The organism is Ligilactobacillus animalis KCTC 3501 = DSM 20602, from assembly GCF_001434535.1.
GTDB lineage: Bacteria > Bacillota > Bacilli > Lactobacillales > Lactobacillaceae > Ligilactobacillus > Ligilactobacillus animalis.
Genome location: NZ_AYYW01000014.1, coordinates 26,384 through 43,464 on the forward strand (window position 1 = coordinate 26,384; position 17,081 = coordinate 43,464).

The following is a 17,081-nucleotide window of genomic DNA, read 5'->3' on the forward strand; positions in this document are numbered from 1 at the left end:
ATTTATCGCAATTTATTTACAGGTCGATAAACGTAAATTTATTTAGATGATATACATTGAACGCAAAATAATAAAAGTTTATTTTAATTAAATTTACAAATGAACACTTATCTCTTTTCTAACTTAATTTGACAATTCGGGTATGAAAAGAAACGTGAAAATGAGCAACGAAAGCAGATCTTTATCCTGACTAACAGCGATCAACTCGAGCAGATGGTCCAAAAGCTAAAACGAGCAGCAAGTGACCGAGCATATTTAGATACCCTCTTGGCAGCCCAAAGACAGCAAGCTGAGATGGGATCGGTGGCAATGTATCAAGAAGTGTTAGGGAGCTAAGCTGATGAGTGAAGATCCGTTAAGAGAAGGGATCGCAAAACGAATGGAAAAGGTCAGAAAAGACATTCCCGTCGAAAAAAAGCCTAATTGGCGCCGGCGAGTGATCGTCTTAGTGATGACATTGGTCTTGGCTGGAGTAATGTTATTTTCGATCCTGCGCTATTTTTGGTAATAAATAAGCAAATAACGAGGACTCAGCATAGTGGTTCTTGTTTTATGATAAAATGATTATAATTTGTTTCAAAGGACGATATTACTTTTTTTAATATGAAGTAGATAGAAAAAATCAATTTTGGTAGTTGGCTAAAATTTTTGCTAGAATTGAATAATGTGTTAAAAAATAATAGAAACGAGGGGCGAAAGTGTTAGCTAATTTTAAAAATTTGACTAAGCAAGCAAAAAAGACGGAGATCATTGCGGGGCTAACGGGCTTTTTTGCGATCTCATATATCATCATCGTAAATCCACTGATCTTGGCTGATGCCCATATCCCAGCAACTTTGAGTGTGTTTGCGACGATCTTTTCTTCGGCGCTAGGGTGTTTGATCATGGGGCTTTGGGCAAATGCTCCGATCATCATCACTCCAGGAATGGGGATCAATGCCTTCTTCACCTATACTTTAGTGGTCGGAATGCACTTAAATTGGCAACAAGCGATCGCGATCTCGATCATCAGTAGTGTATTGTACATGCTGGTAGCCTTCAGCAAGGCGAGCGAGAAACTATCTGAAGCGATCCCCCAAGAGTTAAAGATCGGGATCACAGCGGGGATCGGGCTGTTTTTAGTTACTTTAGGCCTAGAGAAAGCCAAATTGATCCAACAAGGTGGCTCCCGCTCACTCTTAGCTGTAGGACACCTAACTGATCCAGAAGCGCTTTTAGCCTTATTTGGTTTAGCTTTGACCCTAGTTTTATATCTAAAGAGAACTAAGGGAAGTTTTATGATCGGGATCGTTGTAACGAGTGCCTTGGGTGTGGTCTTTAAGGTTGGACTTCAAGATCCGCCTAAGGTCAGTTTAGCTGATCTGGGTAAGTACAGTGCACTCTTATTTCAAGGTGATTTTAGTAGCTTGTTTTCTTTGAAATTCCTCTTGGCAGTTTTTTCGATGTCGATGATCTTGATCTTTGAATCGATGGGGATCTTAGAAGGTTTATTACCAGATGCGAAGAAATTTAAAAAGACGTTTGAAGCTAGCTCGGTAGCGACATTTTGTTCAGGCTTCTTAGGTACAAGTCCGACCGTTGCCGCAGCTGAAAGTGCCGCCGGGATCGAATCTGGTGGCAAGACGGGCTTGATGACGCTCGTCAGTGGCGCAATGTTTGTCTTGTCATTATTCTTTATCCCACTGCTCAGCTATGTTCCACAAGCGGCGATCGCACCGGTGATCATCATTACAGGAGCGATCATGATGCAACAGTTGAAAGCCTTGGATTTTGACGATTTTTCAGAATGGTTCCCGGCCTTTTTGATCATCGTGTTGATCCCGTTGACCGGCTCGATCTCAGTTGGTTTAGCCTTTGGGTTTGCAGCTTATCCATTGGTAAAATTTGCGGCACGTAAAATGGATAAATTAAATCCATTATTATGTTTATTGAGTGTCTTATTTATTTTGCAGTTGATCTGTGAAGCAGTCTTACTATAGTAAAATTAGGTTTTAAGCAGAGCATTCTGTTTAAAACCTTTTTTTATTAAAAAAGTATTGTTTTTAGATGTGAAGACTTGCTATGCTTAGGGATGAAAATGGTCTAAATTGAGGGTGGTGAGTTAGGTGAAATTTTTCCAAAAGCTCAGTTGTGTAATGTTGCTTTTGGCATTAGTTATTTGTTTTTATTATCGTAATGGCTTAGTGAGTAAACCGATCGGACATACGGGCGAATTTGCGTTGAAGCATGAACAGGCTGGGTATGCTGTTTCTTTGTATTACCCTAAGATCGATCTAACTAAAGCGCACCAAAAAAATGTCAGCGTCGGTATCATTGACTCAGGGATTTCACCTAAAGTAGGACATGAATTAAATATCGCAGCTGCTTACGATCTTTCGGGGCAAAATGAGCCATTTGATCAGACCGGTCAGGGAACTAAGATCGCGAGTATTATCGGAGCTAAAGATAACCACTATAAAATGATCGGTTTAGCGCCTAATGTTAAACTCTATTCATATAAAGTAGATACCACTAGTCACGCGCTACAAGCCGCTTTGCAACAGGCTTTAAGTGATCGCGTTGAAGTTTTAGATCTCAGTTTTAAAGTCGACCAAATAACGCCACAGATAAAAGCACTGGTAAATAAGTATCTCGCGCAGGGAGGCTTATTTTTTACTGCGGACAAGCGTTTGGGGCAGATAAGAGGAGTTGACACGGTCGGAACGTTTAACGAGTATTTCGAGCTACTGGACAGGGGGCGGACCTACTATGCTCCAGCTGAACAACTAGCATTGGGAATGGATAATCGGATCCAGAAGGTCACTGGTGATGCGTATAGTACGGCGTTTGTCAGCGGGACGGCTGCCAGTCTGCTGGCGCAAAGAGTAGCACCTGCGCAAGTCAAACAACAACTCGCAGTGTATTTTAGTCCACAGGCGATCGAAAAACACCATAATATCAGTCATGTGATCGCTAAAACTTTTAACAAAAGTGATATATATCTGGGTATTTCCCTGGTTATTTTGACTTTGATAACAGCTGGCCTAGCCTTGATGTTGGCCATCAGACGGCGTAAGAACAAGTATTTGCTAGGGGTAAGTATCAATACTTTGTTGCTTTTGATCTTAGCGTATTTGTTGGTGCCGATCCAAGCCAATGATCAGACGATGAAATATTGGATCTTAGGCTTATTAGTGATCTTTACGCTCTTTCAGTTGTATTTTAGTTGGCGTTTAGATATGGCAAAGCCTTTTAGACTGAATCGCCTATTCAATCTGAGTTATAATATCTTTTTACTAGTCTTTTCGCTTTGGCTGATCATGTTTGTGATGTTAGGCTATGCGGGCAGTACGCATTTTTAGATAAATAAACGCGGGACCCACGATGGATGGATCCCGCGTTTATTTATTTAGCGCTGACCGGCTTATTTTTGCGCTAAAGTTTGCAGTTTATCGAACAATTCATTAGCTTTTTCACTCAATTTTGGGGTTGAACGTTTGATGACTGGCGCCATATTGGTGAATTTATGTAATTCAGCTTTAAAGGCTTCGTCGGAACTGTTCTTAAAGGCTGTAACGGTCTCTTCGATGTATTCGGTAAATTTGGTACCGGGTTGGGTCTGTTTGAGTTCGGTAACGAATTTTTCTAAAGTTGCGACGATATTTTCTTTTGTACTCATAATAGATTGCCACCTTTACTATGAATTTTATTTACACTTAGGAGAATACGCTTACATAAAAATGAATGCAACAAAAAAAGACCGCAAAACTCGGTCTTTTTTAGCTAATAAGTTTCACTATCTAAGTAGTGGTTGTAGTATTCGACTTTGACATCATCGTCAGTCACAGTCAATTTTGTGACAGCACCGTTTTTAGGACCTAATTTTTCAGCGCCTAGATCAGGGGCAAAATGATCGACAATACTTCTGATCGTGATGCTGTGGCTGACTAAGAGCACTTTTTGACCGTCCGCTGTATTTTTACGTAGGTGCTCAAAACCGGCATTGATTCGGGCCCAATATTGTTCATCATTTTCGGCATCCTTGAAAGGATCGGTCTCATGCAAGAGATCGCGCGTTTTTCCTAGGTTATATTTTTCTAAAATATCGTTATATGTGCGACAACCGTGTAATGCTCCGACCATGAGCCAAGTTTGAGCTGCGTCGTTACCTTCGAAATAGCCAAAGCTTTGTTCGCGGAAGTTTTTGAGCTCACTTGGCACGATATCTTGGGAGTGTTGGTTATTTTCTAAGATGAAATGGCAGGTACGCATGGCACGTGTCGTATCGGAATGATAAGCTTTGTCGAACTTGATGTCGGCTAAATGCTTACCCGCACTTTTGGCATCGTTGACCCCTTTTTGCGTTAAAGGTGAGTCACACCAGCCTTGGAGACGGTTATAACTATTCAAGATCGTTTGCCCATGGCGCACCATATAAAGTGTAAATGTCATTGTAATATTCCTCACTGTTTTTTCGATACTTTAAATAATAACATGCACAGACTAGCTTTTAAAGCGTTGTTACGGGTATAATTAGGCTAGAGTAAAAAATGAGCGTAATCTTAGAAAGGAAATTACATTTGAAAAAGACACGACATATCAAGCTTTTTTCGCATAACGACTTAGACGGATTTGGAGCTCCCGTCTTGATCACGACGCTAGCGCCTTACCTTTTTAAGGACGTTGAATTTGACCTAACGACTTGTTCGGCAGGCAATCTTGATCGCGAATTATCCTATTGGTTCCGACAACCCGATATTTCTCGCTTTACCGATGTCTACATTATGGATATGACACCGGATAGCGATTATTCGTTCCAACAGCTCGAGCAACGCTTCGCTAATCATTGGTTGATCTTTGACCATCATGAAAGCGAAGAAGAATTACGGAACAACTATGCGCTAAACTGCATCAAACCACTAGATGAGGGGAAAAATCCGAGTGCGGTCAGCTTGGTCTATGATTGGTTGAGCCAAAAGCCTGATTTTATGAAGATCCCGGAAAAGAAACGGGCGCAAGTGGCGGAATTGGTAGAGTTGATCCGGGCGTATGATACTTGGGATTGGCAAAATGATCCATTGATGTCGGTCGAAGAAAGACAAGCAGCTGATGAATTGAATCAACTATTTTGGTTCTATCCGTTGAGTAAATCGTGCAATTTTGTCGAAAGTGTCTTTGCTACAGGCTGGGAAGATTACCGGCAAGCAAACGAACTGTTGATCCACACCTTAGCTGGCAGACGGACGCGTTATTTGGAAAAACACCTTAAAAATGTTGAGACCTGTGAGTTGGATGGGCACAGCTTTGGCGTTGTCTATGCCAGTGATTATAAGTCGGAGATCGCGCATGCGTTGTTGAAACGTTACGATGTCGATGCAGCCTTAGTGATCGATGGCCACAGTGTTTCTTTACGCTCTAATGGACGGCTCGATGTGGCTAAATTTGCCGCTGAATATTTTGGTGGTGGTGGGCATGCCGATTCCGCTGGTGGAAAATTAGAAGTTGAACCCCTTAAAGTTGCCGAACAAGCGGTGATCGAATCGATGCGCCAACGCTCCACGCTAAATGCTGATGTTGCTAAACAAAATAATAGTGATAAAGCTTCATTAGCTGATCAACTCGATCCAGAAATGGCAGCCAAGCTCGCAGTCTTATTTGGAAATGCTGATTAACTAAATCCTGCTCTGCAAGTGCTAAATCCTGTATTGCACTTGCGGAGCTTTTTTTGTTGCATTAAGCTTAGTGACAAAAAAAGGGGGCTGGGCACATGATCGAGGTCAAACATGCAACGTTACAATACACCACATTTACGCGGGCTCAAGGTGTAAATGGCGTCATCCGTGATTTTTTCAAACGGAGAAAGCAACAAGTCACGGCAGTAGCTGATGTCTCATTTACGATCAGAGAAGGCGAGATGGTCGGCTTGATCGGGCGCAACGGTGCGGGCAAGACGACTCTAGTCAAATTGCTGACGGGGATCTTACCCTTGGCCCAAGGAACGATCGTGATCGACCAGGCGCTCCCTAATGAACGCAGACCCCATTTTTTAAAACAGATCGGGGTCTTATTAGGCCAACGCTCGCAATTGATCTGGGATCTACCACCGATCGATACATACGATATGTTGGCAGCGCTGTATGAACTTGGGGCTGAGCAATACCATGCACGGCTCAACTGGTTGAGTGAACAGCTGGCTGCGACCGACCGGATCTATCTGCGGTCAGAAAGCTATCTTTAGGACAAAGGGTCAAGTGTGAGCTGATCACGGTTTTGCTACATGAACCCAAGTATCTTTTTTTAGATGAACCGACATTGGGCCTTGATCTAGTGACCCAAAAGGCGATCTACAAGATCTTGCGTGCCGAAAATCAGCAAAATAAGACGACGATCGTGACGACTTCTCACTATGTCAAAGATATGGAACAGCTAGCTGATCGTCTCTTGATCTTAAATCAAGGAGCGCTGATCTTTGATGATGACTGTGATCAGTTAGTGAACAACTTGGTAACTAGAAAACTCTTTGATGTAGAGTATTTGGCTAAAGGACAGATCGTTAAAGTGACTTGGAGTGCAGCTGAACTTTTTTCAAAGGTAGCTGAGCTTGAGCCCGAAAATATTTTAACGATCAAGCAACGTGGGCTCAGCTTAGAAGAACTGATCAGTCAATTGATCGAGGAAGCAAGATGAAGTATGCGGTTATTTTTTGGACGAGTTTAAAAGAAAAAGTGATGTACCGGACAGATCTTTGGTTGCAATACATTTTGCTAGGGTTACAGCTAGTAGTCAATATTTCCGTATGGCAGGCGCTATACACCAATGATGCTCTTATGCTCAAAGGCTATTCGCTCAAACAGTTGAGTCTGTATCTTTTGAGTACTAATCTTTTAGAGTTGTTATTTAGCGTGGCGCCAGCTTTTAGATTGGCCGATCAGATCAAAAGCGGGCGTTTATCAACACTGTTATTGCGCCCAGTTTCCCTATATGGTGAGAGTTTAGTGCATTTTTTAGGGGCGCAAGTGCCGAGTCTATTACTGGAATTAGGTGTGATCGGGTATTTGTTATGGACACTAGAGCTGTCGTTGTGGCGCTTGCTGTGGCTATTAGTTTATTTGGCACTAGCCCTGCTGATGTTTTATGGTTTGATGCTATTATTTGGGATGCTGGCCTTTTGGTTATTGGAATTGTGGCCTCTGCGCGCTTTTGTGACGGCTTGTTATCTTATGCTAGGTGGGCGGTATTTTCCACTGAGCAGCTTACCCGAAGCGATATTTAGGTTTCTCCAGTACAATCCTTTTTCGCTGGTGACCGATGTCCCGACGCGGATCATGACTGGCCAACTAGCGCTAGAGAGATCAAGTAATTACTTTTTAGCTGTGCTTGGGTGGATCATGTTACTGACTATGATCTATAAGTTCACTTTTTTACGGGGAACAAAGCGGTATGAGGGGGTCGAGAGTTGATGCGGATCTTGCAATGTGTTTGGAGTAGAAGTTGGAAACAATTCATGATCTACCGTGCGACGGGATGTTTAACGCTAGCTTTAGCATTAGTATTTTATTAGTATGGTATTTTTTAGCGTGTTTATTAGGTGTTTGTGTCGTTTTTTTATTGAATCAATTGTGTATCGGCTGTGCCTTTTGGATCGTGCGGACCAGCGCCTTGAGTGGGATAGTTGAAGATCTAGTCGGGATCTTTAGTCGTCCCCGCGCATTTTTCCCAGTGAGCCTGCAGATCATTTTTACTTGGCTCATTCCCATCCTTACAGTGACCAATTTGCCGATTTTATTGCTCAAAAGGCATGCTGGACTAACAAGTTTATCTCTATTAGCTGGACTGACGTTGTTTTTGTACATTGTTTCACGGTGGCAGTGGAAATTAGGTTTGAAGCGGTATTTTTCAGCGGCTTAGAAAAATTCATTCAAAACATTTTTACCCACGGGGATGATTTTGCGTTAAAATTACGCTAAAGGGGGAATGAAAAATGGAGGTTATGTATTTTGTGCCAGCATTGTCGTTAGATGCAAATGCTAAATTAAAGGATTATCTGTCGAAGGTTCCTTGTTGTGACGAACTTCAGGCGTTAGAGAAGATGTCAGCTCAAGTCTGGATCGTAGTTTTGACCCAGAAGTTGTGCCAACAGACTTTGGCGACCTGTAAGTTGCGCCAGCAGTTGAATCCAGGTCAGAAATTTATTTTCTTAGTTGATCAAAAAGAGCTTTGCTTTTGGATGTATCGCTATCAATTACAGGCAACTGCAGTTATTTTTTGTTATGCCCAAACGTGGTATCAAGAATTGATGGCCGCCTTGCAGGAGCTTGAAAAAGCTACGGATCTTTGTTTTAAATGTCGGGGAAAGATCATCAAGGTCGAACTTGAACAGATCTGTTATGTGGAGTCGCATTGCTCTAACACGCATGCTGCTGTTTTGTGGCTCGTAGATAAACAAACGATCCAAGTACCTAAGAATTTGCATGTTTTGGAAAAAGAAAATCCGCGTCTCTGGCGAAGTCATCAGAGTTATCTTCTTAACCCGGGAAATGTCTACATGTTAGATAAGTTGAACGCGACTGCGACATTTGTTAACGGACTGAAATGCCCAGTCTCACGGCAAAAATTCAAGATACTAGCCGAACGTTTTGCGTAAACTACTCAATTCTTAACACAATAATAGCTAAGAAAAAGAACAACTACGATCTTTTCTTGGCTATTATTGTGTGGAGCTATTGATCGGGGTGACTGAGCAGTTGGAGTGTGGCAATGAAGACACAGCTCATAAAGACCAGTTGATCTCTTGCATAGAATGTGAGCATAGCATAGATCGCAAAGGCCAGAATACATCCTTTGAAAAACTTTGGCCATGCGAAGGTCCACTTATGTTGCCTATACTCTAGACCGCACAGCATACTGATGGTAAGCGTTGATAGGACTGGAGATAGCCAAGATGAGACTGGATCAAGGCTAGCCCAAGTGCTAATGAACGTTAAGCAGACATAGCAGTTAGCTTTGCCCCACCAAGAGATGCTGGCTTTTTTCAAAACTGACATTGCTATTCACCGACCCTCATTAAAATAATTTTAGGGACTGCTTATGCGAACTATTTGAGCTTAGCGAGTTTATCGAATAGCCGGCAAGTGATCACAAAGGCAAAAAGTACCATAACTTCTCTGTCGGCTAGGTAATAAAAACACATGGCATAGACGGCAGTCGCGAGGATGATCCCTTCTAAGAATTCGAGCTGCGAAAAAAATAATTTATTGTTTTTACATTCTAGGCTGGATAAACCGCTAAAAACAAGAACTAGTAAGCCAGGTTCTAACCAAGATGAAAATGTGTTTAAGCTAGCTAAAAAGCTAACAAGTGATAAGCAAGCATAATCGCCACTTTTGATCCATACAGAAGTAGTAACTTTTTTTAAAACCAACATGTATATTCACCGACCTTTACCTAAAAATTAGCGATTTAACGTCGCTTTTTACGTCTTTTTTTAGGAGTATAATTGGCATCTGCAGCGAGTGAACCAAGAAATGCACCAGCACCTAAGGCAGTAAAGAAAGTTCCTGCATTTCCGGAATTCTCTTCATCGGAGATTGGTCTGGAACCGCCAATCGAGGTTTGAAGTTCAGCGATTGATAAAATTGGAAAATTTAATTTACTTACCATATCGTTTCTTCTCCTTTCGATGTTCATAATAGTAAGCAACAGCGAATTCTGTTGCAAATCCCACAGACCCCACAACCCAATCACCGCGGATCTTAGGGGAAATTGTTGCCCCACCTGAAATTGATTCGAGTTCATTTTCGGGTAAAGCTGTATATTCTGCTAAATTTTTCATATACCATACCTCCAATGTTTTTTAGGAAAGAGCGATCTTTCCTTGCACCTAAAGATAAACTCCTTACTAACTAAAATCAATTGGGTTACAGGATTTTGCCTACTGGTAGCAGGATTTTTTCAAAATAGAGAATGTTACATACGATACTAGTTTTTTCATGTTGCTTTACATAACAAGTTTGGAATTTTGGTAGGTTGTTGTTGAGTAGTGTAAATGTTTTATCCTAGACTAGAGAATGCAGGAAACATCTTAGCTAGTTTTTGAATTCAGGTCAGTGGAAAAATATACAATTTGCTTGTGCTTAATAGAAATAAAGCATATAGCGAACCAAGAAAAGAATTATATTATGCAGTTAATGATAAATTTAACTTGTAGATTTAGACCTATATATTTTATTTTACTCAAATTGGATACAAGAACACCCAAATACGACGATTTTCGCGGTTTGCCCCATTTTTGCGTTATCTTAATATTGTGAAAATTAAGAAATTTAGGAGGATCGTGATGAAAAAGCATAAAAAACGTAATGTGGTCATCTTGTGTAGTGTACTCGTAGTATTAGGTCTAGTTGCTTATCTGGCTTTGAGTGGTAACGATAATGGGGATGGCTTTATGCAAGGAATCAGAGATGGTATGAGAGAGGCGCAGAACCAAAAATAGCAATATATCTTCTTTGTTGTACGAGAGGGCGATAAAATGAAAAAACATAAGCTAACTATTTTAGGTGGCGTATTATTATTGTTGGTCGTTGGGGCCCTTTTTCTATCTGGACTCTTGCATTTAGATGACATAACACATGGCTTTGAACGGGGCTTTCAAAGCGAACAGACAAAGTAAAAAGCACGACCGAGGTCAACTCGGTCGTGCTTTGGTGTTAACGGGGCATAAGGTTTTTAACCCGGGTTATTTTGCGGGTTTATTATCGAATAAAACGTGATCAGTGGTCGTGACATACCGTGTGCCCATGGGAACCTCATACATGGGATTCTTATCCTTGTCGACAAATAACTTCAGATCAGCGAGTTGTTGCATCGCTTGTTTGACCTTTTCCGTGTCAAGATCGGTATCGACAAAGTTTAGCTGCATGTGGTGTGTCGCATGCTTAGCAGTGGATAAGAAGATGAGATCTAATTTTTTCATAATGTGTTACCTCCGTGCTTAATTAGTGTGGCTTGTGGTCATGACATAAACTTCTTTTAGCTGTTCGCCAGTCAACATAGCGATGAGTTGTCCAAATTGATGGAGTTGATCGGGAGTTGCACCTTGGATCACATTGTTAAAGGAACGTTGTCGTGTTGTCCCGTCCTTTTTTACAAGTTTTACGCGAATTTCATTTTTGTCCCAGATTGCTTCAGTCATTGGTTAGTCCTCCTTAGATTTATTCTGTAAGTCGATCGCCCTTACACTACTAATAACGAAATGAGTTGCTGATATGTAACCCTAAAAAATAATTTTTTTGAAAAATGACCACTTACTGAAAAATAGGACCATTTACTGTTTGGAGATACTTTTTCAACTTTTTTGATAGCATGATCGGATTATAGAAAGGAGCTAAAAGATACGTAAGAAAGAATTTAAGGTGTTGGACAAAGATGTAAAATGCTCTATCGTTGATGGTGGAATTTAAATCACCGATACTTTAGGATTTGAAGTGTTAGGGAGGAATAACAATGGAAAAGAAAAGGGTCTAAAAGCAAAATTTGCGCTTGTCGGGATCATTGTGTTGGGAATTATTGTTGGTTTTTCATTGTGGACACATCGGGCAGATAATATCAATATACATAAAAAAAGACAAACACTCATTAAATAAAATAAGGTTTGTCTTCGATCTGGGCAGTACTACATGTGCTGCTTTTTTTTTGCGTGTACATATTTGTCATAAAAAAGACCACATCTGATAAATACCATTTCTGCGCCAAAGATAAGTTATACTTACAGTGAGGTGGTACAGATGATCGAATTCAAAGGTGTAACTAAAAAATATGATAATGTGATCGCTTTGAATAATTTGAACTTGGTGATCCCAGCGGGAAAGATCTTTGGCTTTTTAGGCCATAATGGAGCGGGAAAATCAACGACCATAAAGAGCTTAGTCTCGATCTTAAATCCAGATGCGGGGCAGATCATAGTTGATGGGAAAGATTTGGCCGAGCAACGCTTTTTGGTCAAGAAAATGATCGGCTATGTTCCCGATTCACCCGATATCTTTTTACAGCTAACGGCAGCTGAATACTGGGACATGCTAGCGGCTGCTTATGAGATCAAGGCAAGTGAAAAGGCTACTAGGATCAAAGAATTAGCTGGCTCATTTGGGATCTTAGAACGCCAAGATGAAGTCATGGAGAGCTATTCACACGGGATGCGCCAAAAAGCGATCATCGTGGGAGCTTTATTATCTGAGCCAGATATCTGGGTCTTAGATGAACCACTACAAGGACTAGACCCGCAAGCTGCTTATGATCTAAAAGAGATGATGAAAAAGCACGTTGCGAAGGGAAAGACGGTGATCTTTTCAACACATATCTTAGATACGGCTCAACAATTGTGTGATGAACTAGCGATCTTGAAGAAGGGTTCACTGATCTACAATGGTACCGTGGCGGAACTGTTAGCCAAAGAACCAGGGAAATCTTTAGAACAGATCTATCTAGAGTTAGCCGGCCGGAAAGAGGGTGAATGAGATGATCGATCTGCATCGGTTATGGGCTTTGATCAAGGTAAGTCTGATCTACCGTCAACCTGAACTGACGCTAAGAGAGCGGAAGAATCACAAGAGTGGGGACCAACTGATCAAGAAGTTTTTATTGATGGATCTAGGTAGTGGGGCCCTATTAGCTGTCGTCTTTGGGTGGATATTTTTAGCAAGTGACTTTATACGATCGCCGGGACTATTTACGCTGATGGTCGTGTGGTTTGGAGTGGTCACTATTTCCCAGGAAATAATGTTTATTTACAACATCTTTTTTGATAGTCGCGATCTGAATGCTTATTTGCCGTTACCATTTAAGATGAGTGAGCTTTTTTTGGCAAAAATGCTGACGGTATTTTGGTCGACACTACCAGTAACTTTGCCACTTTATGTCATGATGTTATTGACTGCTTGGCAAGCACAAGGCTTCTTTTGGTTAAGAGTCTTGGCTGCGAGTTTAGCGTATCTTTTATTAGTTATTTTGTTGTGCCTTTTGGGAAATTTACTCGTCTTTTCTTTGACTAGAAGTAAATTCTTTCAGCACCACAAAAAGATCATTACTTTTGTCTTGTTGGGATTTTCAATGGTGATAATCGTATTTAGCTATGCTCTTTTCAAAGATGTCTTTAAAGTAGCTGAACATGTCAAAGTGATAGCGATAGCATTACCATTTTACAAATTGATCGTGATGCCAAGTTGGCAAGCGGTGATCTTTAGTTTACTAGAGATATTAGGTGTTATCGGAATCTTGGGCTGGGGCTTGAGTAAGCTCTTCTTGAGGGATCTAAATGCTCAATTGATGAGTGATAAAGTTACTAAAGTCGTCAAAAAGCACCATGAGTTTAATAATTTGGATCGGGTTTTACAGCATTACAATATAAGATTATTGAGTGATCCCACTTTATTATTGCAGGTGATCTTGGGGAGTTTGATGATCCCACTAATGTTTATGTTACCTGGCTTATGGGGACAAAACCTGGCGCTACAAAATATTACGGGGAGATACTATGGGATCTTTTTACTAGTGGGCGTATGTTTAACACCATTAATGTATGGAATAACTTCATTAGGAGCGATCATCATCTCACTAGATCGTGAAAATCTATATTTTATTGAGAGTCTACCACTTAGTTTGAAACGATATCTCAAGAATAAGTTTAAGATCGTCTGTTGGCTACAAATGAGTCTATCATTTGTAGTAGCTGTTAGTTTAGGGATAATCACTCATTTTCCGTGGTGGGGGTGGGTATATTTTTTGATAGGGATCCTAAGTGCAACTTATGTATGTACCATATATTTTTTCGTTAGAGATTGGCGAAAACGATATCTAGAATGGGTCGACATCTCACAACTTTTTACACGCGGTGGCGGACAGATCGTACTATTTTTGCAAGGGGCAGTATTATTATTAGTTGAAGGGATCATTATGGGAATCGCTATTTTCTTGGCTACGGTATTACCTGCTTGGGTAACAAATACTGTAATACCGCTTGTTATTTTAGGGGTAACGATTTGGTGTCATGGGTACTATCGCAAGACTTTTTGGCAACAGATCGAATAAATATGTTAGCCAAAGGACCACTTATGAGTGTTTGCACTATTTTTTGAGTTTTTAGCATAAAATAGTTTTGGAATTATTATAGTTATTATGGGGTGAGTAGCGTGCAGGGGATCTTGGATTCGATCGCAGAATTTTTTTGGTTCACGGTAGGAACAGGGGTAGGAATATTTTGGACTCTGTGGTATTGGATGGATAAATATATTCTGAATCTTAAAGTATTAGTAGCAATATTTGTAGCTATCTTATTATTTTGGATCAATCTTGAAATGGGCATTTCATTTGTATTGGTCGTATTTTGTGCCATGATTATTGATCTAACAAGAGCATAGGCTAGCCTGTGCTTTTTTAATAGGGCTTTTCCCCTTATAGACCCAAATAGCTCGAATAATTAGGTATATCATGATTCCGACGAGGATCAATAATAGAAGCGAATAGCAAATTTCGGTAACTATATCCCTTGGGGTAGTTACTAGTCGATAAACGCCAAGCGCCAAGCGCTATTGCTAAGAGAACTTGTACCATGACGTAGAAATAGCCTAAAAGATAAAAAATTTTAGATGCAAGCAACTTCTTGAGCCTCACTAGTGTCCGATGAAATAGAATAACAGCGAGGGCCCAAATAACTAATAACAGAGAATTGATGATAAAGGATAAACGAAAAATTACTTTTGTCATCGTCAACGTCAAAAAAGCTAAGAGTATTAAACTTAGTAATGAAGCAAAGAAATAATATTTTTTCATATTGAGCACCTTCGATCCTTCCTAATAAAGGATAGCATCAATATGCTGGCGCTAACTGAAAGTATCATAACTGGGCTATTTTTACTCATATTCGGGAAGCAAAGACGAGCTCAACTGAAATGTGTTAGTATGGCAACTTTTTTCGAGTATTTGAGTATAGTCCAAATATTGTCTTATGTTAAGATGAAATCAAGAATTTTGATGATAGAAGGGATCGGATATGCTGTATCGATGGGGCTTTAGCCTGATCGCAACGATTATTGAATATAGTGCGATCTACCTTTTGATCAAGCCTAACAAGAGTCGGTCACAGACGGTGCTTTTTATCGCAGTTACTTTGCCACTCCTGGTCAGTTTAGATCAAGCGGGGATCGTTGGGAAATACTGTTCCTTGGCGTTAGAAATGCTCGCATTTTACTTCTTTTATCGGACCAAACCACGTAATTATGCACTACTAGGGCGATTAGTGCTGGCAAATTGCCTAACATTCATTGCAGTTTTAGCAAGTGATATTCTCTGGCGTTATTATTCTGCAAATTATTTTGCTTTAGGGCATTTAGCAGTTGAGGCGTTGTGTGGTGCGATCTTGGTTTACATAGGAGTGCATCTTAAAGTTGATAGTGAGCTGGATAGCGAGACCGGAAAACCCTTCTTTTTGCTTATTTGCTACATGGGGCTTGCTTTGAACTCGTTTCTTTTTATCCGGGATGTGAGTCAAAGTAAGTTTGTGACGGGGATCTTATTTGGTTTTACCGTGATCCAGTTGATTTTTGTCGGGATCATTTACTCTTTGATCAAACAGTATCAGCATAAAAAAGACCTCGAAGAACAGCGGCGCGATCTGGAAGCCTATATGCGTGAATTAGAGCTAAATCAGCGTAAGTTGCGCAAATTCAAGCATGATTATCAAAATATGTTGCTCAGTCTAGAAGAAAGCATTCGGGCGGGCAAGAGTGCACAAGCTTTACAGCAGTTAGCTAAATATTCGCAAAAAAATTTTACGGATAAACTTTTGTGGCGTTTTAATGATGTAGATAATATCAAAGATCTACAGTTAAAGAGTATCTTTATCAATAAGTTAAACATTTTATTCAGCTATGATATCAAAGTCGATTTTGAATGTCGGCAAGAGATCAAGACGCCTGCGCATTTAGATACCTTTGATCTAGTGCGGATCATCGGGATCGTTTTAGATAATGCGATCGAAGAAAGTCGTCTTTTAGGGGCAAGTGCTTATGTCCAAATGGCACTCTATCAGACAGAGGGCGTGTTAGAGATCATGCTGAAAAATCGTTGCCGACATGAAAAAGTTGAATTAGCTCAGATCGAAAATGCGGGCTATTCGACTAAAGCCGGACATTATGGGGTGGGACTTACGACTGTGCGTGAGATCGTATCAGACTACAACAATATTTTTATCGAGTATACGTCAGCCAAGCATGAATTTACCTTTGAGATGAAGGTCGTTTTGGAAGAAAGGTGAGAGAGATGAAACATCAAGTGCTCGTATGTGATGATGAATTAGCGCAAGCCCAAGGCCTAGCCGAGATGCTTGAGCGGGCGATCGTGATCCAAGATGATGAGCGACAGGGGAAACTAGGATTTTTAGGGTACTACACCTCATATGCTGCGACGCTACAAGCGGTCACCGACCATCAAGTGACGGGAGGAATCTATTTTTTAGATATCGAACTTTCGCCTAAACAGTATGATAGGACAGGTTTGGATCTAGCCGAAGCGATCAAACGACAAGATCCTAAAGCGCAGATCATTTTTGTAACAACGCATGATGAATTGGCACTAATGACTTTCCATCGGCGGATCGGTGCTTTGGATTATATCATCAAAGATTCGACGCGCTCGGAATTTCAAGGTCGAATAACAGAGGCCTTGGCCTTAGCTTTAGAAAATATCGCTACAAGTCATACAGCACAAAAATACACCTTTACCTATAAGATCGGCCACAAGATATATAACGAAAATATTGATGATGTCGTCTGCATCGTAACGACTGAGCGCCCACATCGACTGCGCCTCTATAAAGTTGATGGGATCGCTGAATTTAATGGCAATTTAAAGGAGCTAGTCGAGCAATCCGAGTTTTTACATCCGATCTCACAATCGTGTATCGTCAACGCCAAAAATATCAAGTCGATCGATCTTAAGGAAAGAAAGATCCTGTTTGTTAATGGTGAGTTCGAGTATTTTCCACGTCGTTCGCTCAAGCAAGTCAAGCACTTGATCGATGAACTGGGAAAGATACAATGAATAACATTAGG

At 40.7% G+C, this 17,081-nt stretch carries 23 protein-coding genes; 16 read left to right on the forward strand and 7 right to left on the reverse strand.

Annotated elements, in window-relative coordinates:
* The first annotated feature begins 213 nt into the window (after positions 1-213).
* The 4 genes from FC30_RS09825 to FC30_RS02925 all read left to right on the forward strand — a co-directional run bounded on the left by FC30_RS09825 (position 214) and on the right by FC30_RS02925 (position 3,341).
* On the forward strand, positions 214-336 hold the full coding sequence (locus FC30_RS09825; RefSeq protein ID WP_010690077.1) for a hypothetical protein: 123 nt from the start codon (positions 214-216) through the stop codon (positions 334-336).
* A gap of 4 nt (positions 337-340) precedes the next feature.
* A complete protein-coding gene (locus FC30_RS09580; protein ID WP_010690075.1) occupies positions 341-508 on the forward strand; it encodes a hypothetical protein in 168 nt (55 codons plus the stop codon).
* A gap of 190 nt (positions 509-698) precedes the next feature.
* A complete protein-coding gene (locus FC30_RS02920) occupies positions 699-1,979 on the forward strand; it encodes an NCS2 family permease (protein ID WP_010690073.1) in 1,281 nt (426 codons plus the stop codon).
* 126 nt (positions 1,980-2,105) lie between these two features.
* Positions 2,106-3,341, forward strand: a complete 1,236-nt coding sequence (locus FC30_RS02925) for a S8 family serine peptidase (protein WP_010690071.1) — start codon at positions 2,106-2,108, stop codon at positions 3,339-3,341.
* 62 nt (positions 3,342-3,403) lie between these two features.
* Here the strand turns inward: FC30_RS02925 and FC30_RS02930 are convergent, their stop codons facing one another.
* Together FC30_RS02930 and FC30_RS02935 are read right to left on the reverse strand one after the other, a co-directional pair.
* Entirely contained in the window at positions 3,404-3,658 is a 255-nt protein-coding gene (locus tag FC30_RS02930; RefSeq protein WP_010690069.1) for a hypothetical protein, read from the reverse strand.
* 104 nt (positions 3,659-3,762) lie between these two features.
* Positions 3,763-4,431, reverse strand: a complete 669-nt coding sequence (locus FC30_RS02935) for a histidine phosphatase family protein (RefSeq protein ID WP_010690057.1) — start codon at positions 4,429-4,431, stop codon at positions 3,763-3,765.
* A 128-nt stretch (positions 4,432-4,559) separates the two neighbouring features.
* On the opposite strand from FC30_RS02935, the gene FC30_RS02940 reads away from it, so the two are divergent.
* From FC30_RS02940 to FC30_RS02960, 6 genes are all read left to right on the forward strand, one after another.
* Positions 4,560-5,651 carry a DHHA1 domain-containing protein gene (locus FC30_RS02940; protein ID WP_010690055.1) on the forward strand — a complete coding sequence of 364 codons (1,092 nt, stop codon included), beginning with the start codon at positions 4,560-4,562 and terminating at the stop codon, positions 5,649-5,651.
* A gap of 95 nt (positions 5,652-5,746) precedes the next feature.
* Complete coding sequence (locus tag FC30_RS09585; protein WP_050778956.1) at positions 5,747-6,217, forward strand: ATP-binding cassette domain-containing protein; 471 nt, start codon at positions 5,747-5,749, stop codon at positions 6,215-6,217.
* Between the two features lie 32 nt (positions 6,218-6,249).
* Positions 6,250-6,666, forward strand: a complete 417-nt coding sequence (locus FC30_RS09590) for a P-loop NTPase family protein (RefSeq protein ID WP_050778955.1) — start codon at positions 6,250-6,252, stop codon at positions 6,664-6,666.
* Complete coding sequence (locus FC30_RS02955; protein WP_010690052.1) at positions 6,663-7,439, forward strand: ABC-2 family transporter protein; 777 nt, start codon at positions 6,663-6,665, stop codon at positions 7,437-7,439. The genes FC30_RS09590 and FC30_RS02955 overlap by 4 nt, the downstream gene beginning before the upstream one ends.
* A gap of 31 nt (positions 7,440-7,470) precedes the next feature.
* The gene (locus tag FC30_RS09305; protein WP_143828602.1) at positions 7,471-7,887 is read left to right on the forward strand and encodes an ABC-2 family transporter protein; all 417 of its coding nucleotides are present in this window, start codon (positions 7,471-7,473) and stop codon (positions 7,885-7,887) included.
* Between the two features lie 73 nt (positions 7,888-7,960).
* Entirely contained in the window at positions 7,961-8,623 is a 663-nt protein-coding gene (locus FC30_RS02960; RefSeq protein WP_010690048.1) for a LytTR family DNA-binding domain-containing protein, read from the forward strand.
* Positions 8,624-9,073: 450 nt separating this feature from the next.
* Here FC30_RS02960 and FC30_RS02970 read toward each other — a convergent pair whose 3' ends face one another.
* From FC30_RS02970 to FC30_RS02980, 3 genes are read right to left on the reverse strand one after another with little or no spacing between them, the layout of a single operon-like run.
* Positions 9,074-9,403, reverse strand: coding sequence for a hypothetical protein (locus FC30_RS02970; protein ID WP_010690046.1), 330 nt, complete (start codon positions 9,401-9,403; stop codon positions 9,074-9,076).
* Between the two features lie 35 nt (positions 9,404-9,438).
* On the reverse strand, positions 9,439-9,639 hold the full coding sequence (locus FC30_RS02975) for a hypothetical protein (protein ID WP_010690044.1): 201 nt from the start codon (positions 9,637-9,639) through the stop codon (positions 9,439-9,441).
* Positions 9,629-9,811 (reverse strand): hypothetical protein, encoded by a 183-nt coding sequence (locus tag FC30_RS02980; RefSeq protein WP_010690042.1) that lies wholly within the window; start codon positions 9,809-9,811, stop codon positions 9,629-9,631. Before FC30_RS02980 ends, FC30_RS02975 begins: the two co-directional genes overlap by 11 nt.
* A 504-nt stretch (positions 9,812-10,315) precedes the next feature.
* On the opposite strand from FC30_RS02980, the gene FC30_RS09450 reads away from it, so the two are divergent.
* Positions 10,316-10,471 carry a hypothetical protein gene (locus tag FC30_RS09450; protein WP_010690041.1) on the forward strand — a complete coding sequence of 52 codons (156 nt, stop codon included), beginning with the start codon at positions 10,316-10,318 and terminating at the stop codon, positions 10,469-10,471.
* 36 nt (positions 10,472-10,507) lie between these two features.
* Positions 10,508-10,648: a hypothetical protein gene (locus FC30_RS09455; RefSeq protein ID WP_010690040.1), complete on the forward strand. Its 141-nt coding sequence runs from the start codon at positions 10,508-10,510 to the stop codon at positions 10,646-10,648.
* 66 nt (positions 10,649-10,714) lie between these two features.
* Here the strand turns inward: FC30_RS09455 and FC30_RS02985 are convergent, their stop codons facing one another.
* Together FC30_RS02985 and FC30_RS02990 are read right to left on the reverse strand one after the other, a co-directional pair.
* Positions 10,715-10,951, reverse strand: coding sequence for a DUF2922 domain-containing protein (locus tag FC30_RS02985; RefSeq protein WP_010690039.1), 237 nt, complete (start codon positions 10,949-10,951; stop codon positions 10,715-10,717).
* A gap of 18 nt (positions 10,952-10,969) precedes the next feature.
* The gene (locus FC30_RS02990; RefSeq protein WP_010690038.1) at positions 10,970-11,170 is read right to left on the reverse strand and encodes a DUF1659 domain-containing protein; all 201 of its coding nucleotides are present in this window, start codon (positions 11,168-11,170) and stop codon (positions 10,970-10,972) included.
* 592 nt (positions 11,171-11,762) lie between these two features.
* Here FC30_RS02990 and FC30_RS02995 point away from each other — a divergent pair.
* From FC30_RS02995 to FC30_RS03025, 4 genes are all read left to right on the forward strand, one after another.
* Complete coding sequence (locus tag FC30_RS02995; RefSeq protein ID WP_010690037.1) at positions 11,763-12,491, forward strand: ABC transporter ATP-binding protein; 729 nt, start codon at positions 11,763-11,765, stop codon at positions 12,489-12,491.
* Between the two features lies 1 nt (position 12,492).
* Positions 12,493-14,061: a hypothetical protein gene (locus tag FC30_RS03000; RefSeq protein ID WP_010690036.1), complete on the forward strand. Its 1,569-nt coding sequence runs from the start codon at positions 12,493-12,495 to the stop codon at positions 14,059-14,061.
* A gap of 961 nt (positions 14,062-15,022) precedes the next feature.
* Entirely contained in the window at positions 15,023-16,285 is a 1,263-nt protein-coding gene (locus FC30_RS03020) for a GHKL domain-containing protein (RefSeq protein ID WP_010690030.1), read from the forward strand.
* Between the two features lie 5 nt (positions 16,286-16,290).
* Positions 16,291-17,070: a LytR/AlgR family response regulator transcription factor gene (locus FC30_RS03025; RefSeq protein ID WP_010690029.1), complete on the forward strand. Its 780-nt coding sequence runs from the start codon at positions 16,291-16,293 to the stop codon at positions 17,068-17,070.
* Positions 17,071-17,081 lie beyond the last annotated feature (11 nt).

Excerpts from the sequence above, each read along its gene's own strand:
- FC30_RS02970 (WP_010690046.1), bottom strand. The coding sequence starts at position 9,403 with ATGTTGGTTTTAAAAAAAGTTACTACTTCTGTATGGATCAAAAGTGGC.
- FC30_RS03000 (WP_010690036.1), top strand. The coding sequence starts at position 12,493 with ATGATCGATCTGCATCGGTTATGGGCTTTGATCAAGGTAAGTCTGATC.
- FC30_RS03020 (WP_010690030.1), top strand. The coding sequence starts at position 15,023 with ATGCTGTATCGATGGGGCTTTAGCCTGATCGCAACGATTATTGAATAT.
- FC30_RS09585 (WP_050778956.1), top strand. The coding sequence starts at position 5,747 with ATGATCGAGGTCAAACATGCAACGTTACAATACACCACATTTACGCGG.
- FC30_RS02990 (WP_010690038.1), bottom strand. The coding sequence starts at position 11,170 with ATGACTGAAGCAATCTGGGACAAAAATGAAATTCGCGTAAAACTTGTA.
- FC30_RS02955 (WP_010690052.1), top strand. The coding sequence starts at position 6,663 with ATGAAGTATGCGGTTATTTTTTGGACGAGTTTAAAAGAAAAAGTGATG.
- FC30_RS02930 (WP_010690069.1), bottom strand. The coding sequence starts at position 3,658 with ATGAGTACAAAAGAAAATATCGTCGCAACTTTAGAAAAATTCGTTACC.
- FC30_RS02980 (WP_010690042.1), bottom strand. The coding sequence starts at position 9,811 with ATGAAAAATTTAGCAGAATATACAGCTTTACCCGAAAATGAACTCGAA.
- FC30_RS09825 (WP_010690077.1), top strand. The coding sequence starts at position 214 with ATGGTCCAAAAGCTAAAACGAGCAGCAAGTGACCGAGCATATTTAGAT.
- FC30_RS09580 (WP_010690075.1), top strand. The coding sequence starts at position 341 with ATGAGTGAAGATCCGTTAAGAGAAGGGATCGCAAAACGAATGGAAAAG.
- FC30_RS09450 (WP_010690041.1), top strand. The coding sequence starts at position 10,316 with ATGAAAAAGCATAAAAAACGTAATGTGGTCATCTTGTGTAGTGTACTC.
- FC30_RS03025 (WP_010690029.1), top strand. The coding sequence starts at position 16,291 with ATGAAACATCAAGTGCTCGTATGTGATGATGAATTAGCGCAAGCCCAA.
- FC30_RS02995 (WP_010690037.1), top strand. The coding sequence starts at position 11,763 with ATGATCGAATTCAAAGGTGTAACTAAAAAATATGATAATGTGATCGCT.
- FC30_RS02985 (WP_010690039.1), bottom strand. The coding sequence starts at position 10,951 with ATGAAAAAATTAGATCTCATCTTCTTATCCACTGCTAAGCATGCGACA.
- FC30_RS02960 (WP_010690048.1), top strand. The coding sequence starts at position 7,961 with ATGGAGGTTATGTATTTTGTGCCAGCATTGTCGTTAGATGCAAATGCT.
- FC30_RS02935 (WP_010690057.1), bottom strand. The coding sequence starts at position 4,431 with ATGACATTTACACTTTATATGGTGCGCCATGGGCAAACGATCTTGAAT.
- FC30_RS09455 (WP_010690040.1), top strand. The coding sequence starts at position 10,508 with ATGAAAAAACATAAGCTAACTATTTTAGGTGGCGTATTATTATTGTTG.
- FC30_RS02975 (WP_010690044.1), bottom strand. The coding sequence starts at position 9,639 with ATGGTAAGTAAATTAAATTTTCCAATTTTATCAATCGCTGAACTTCAA.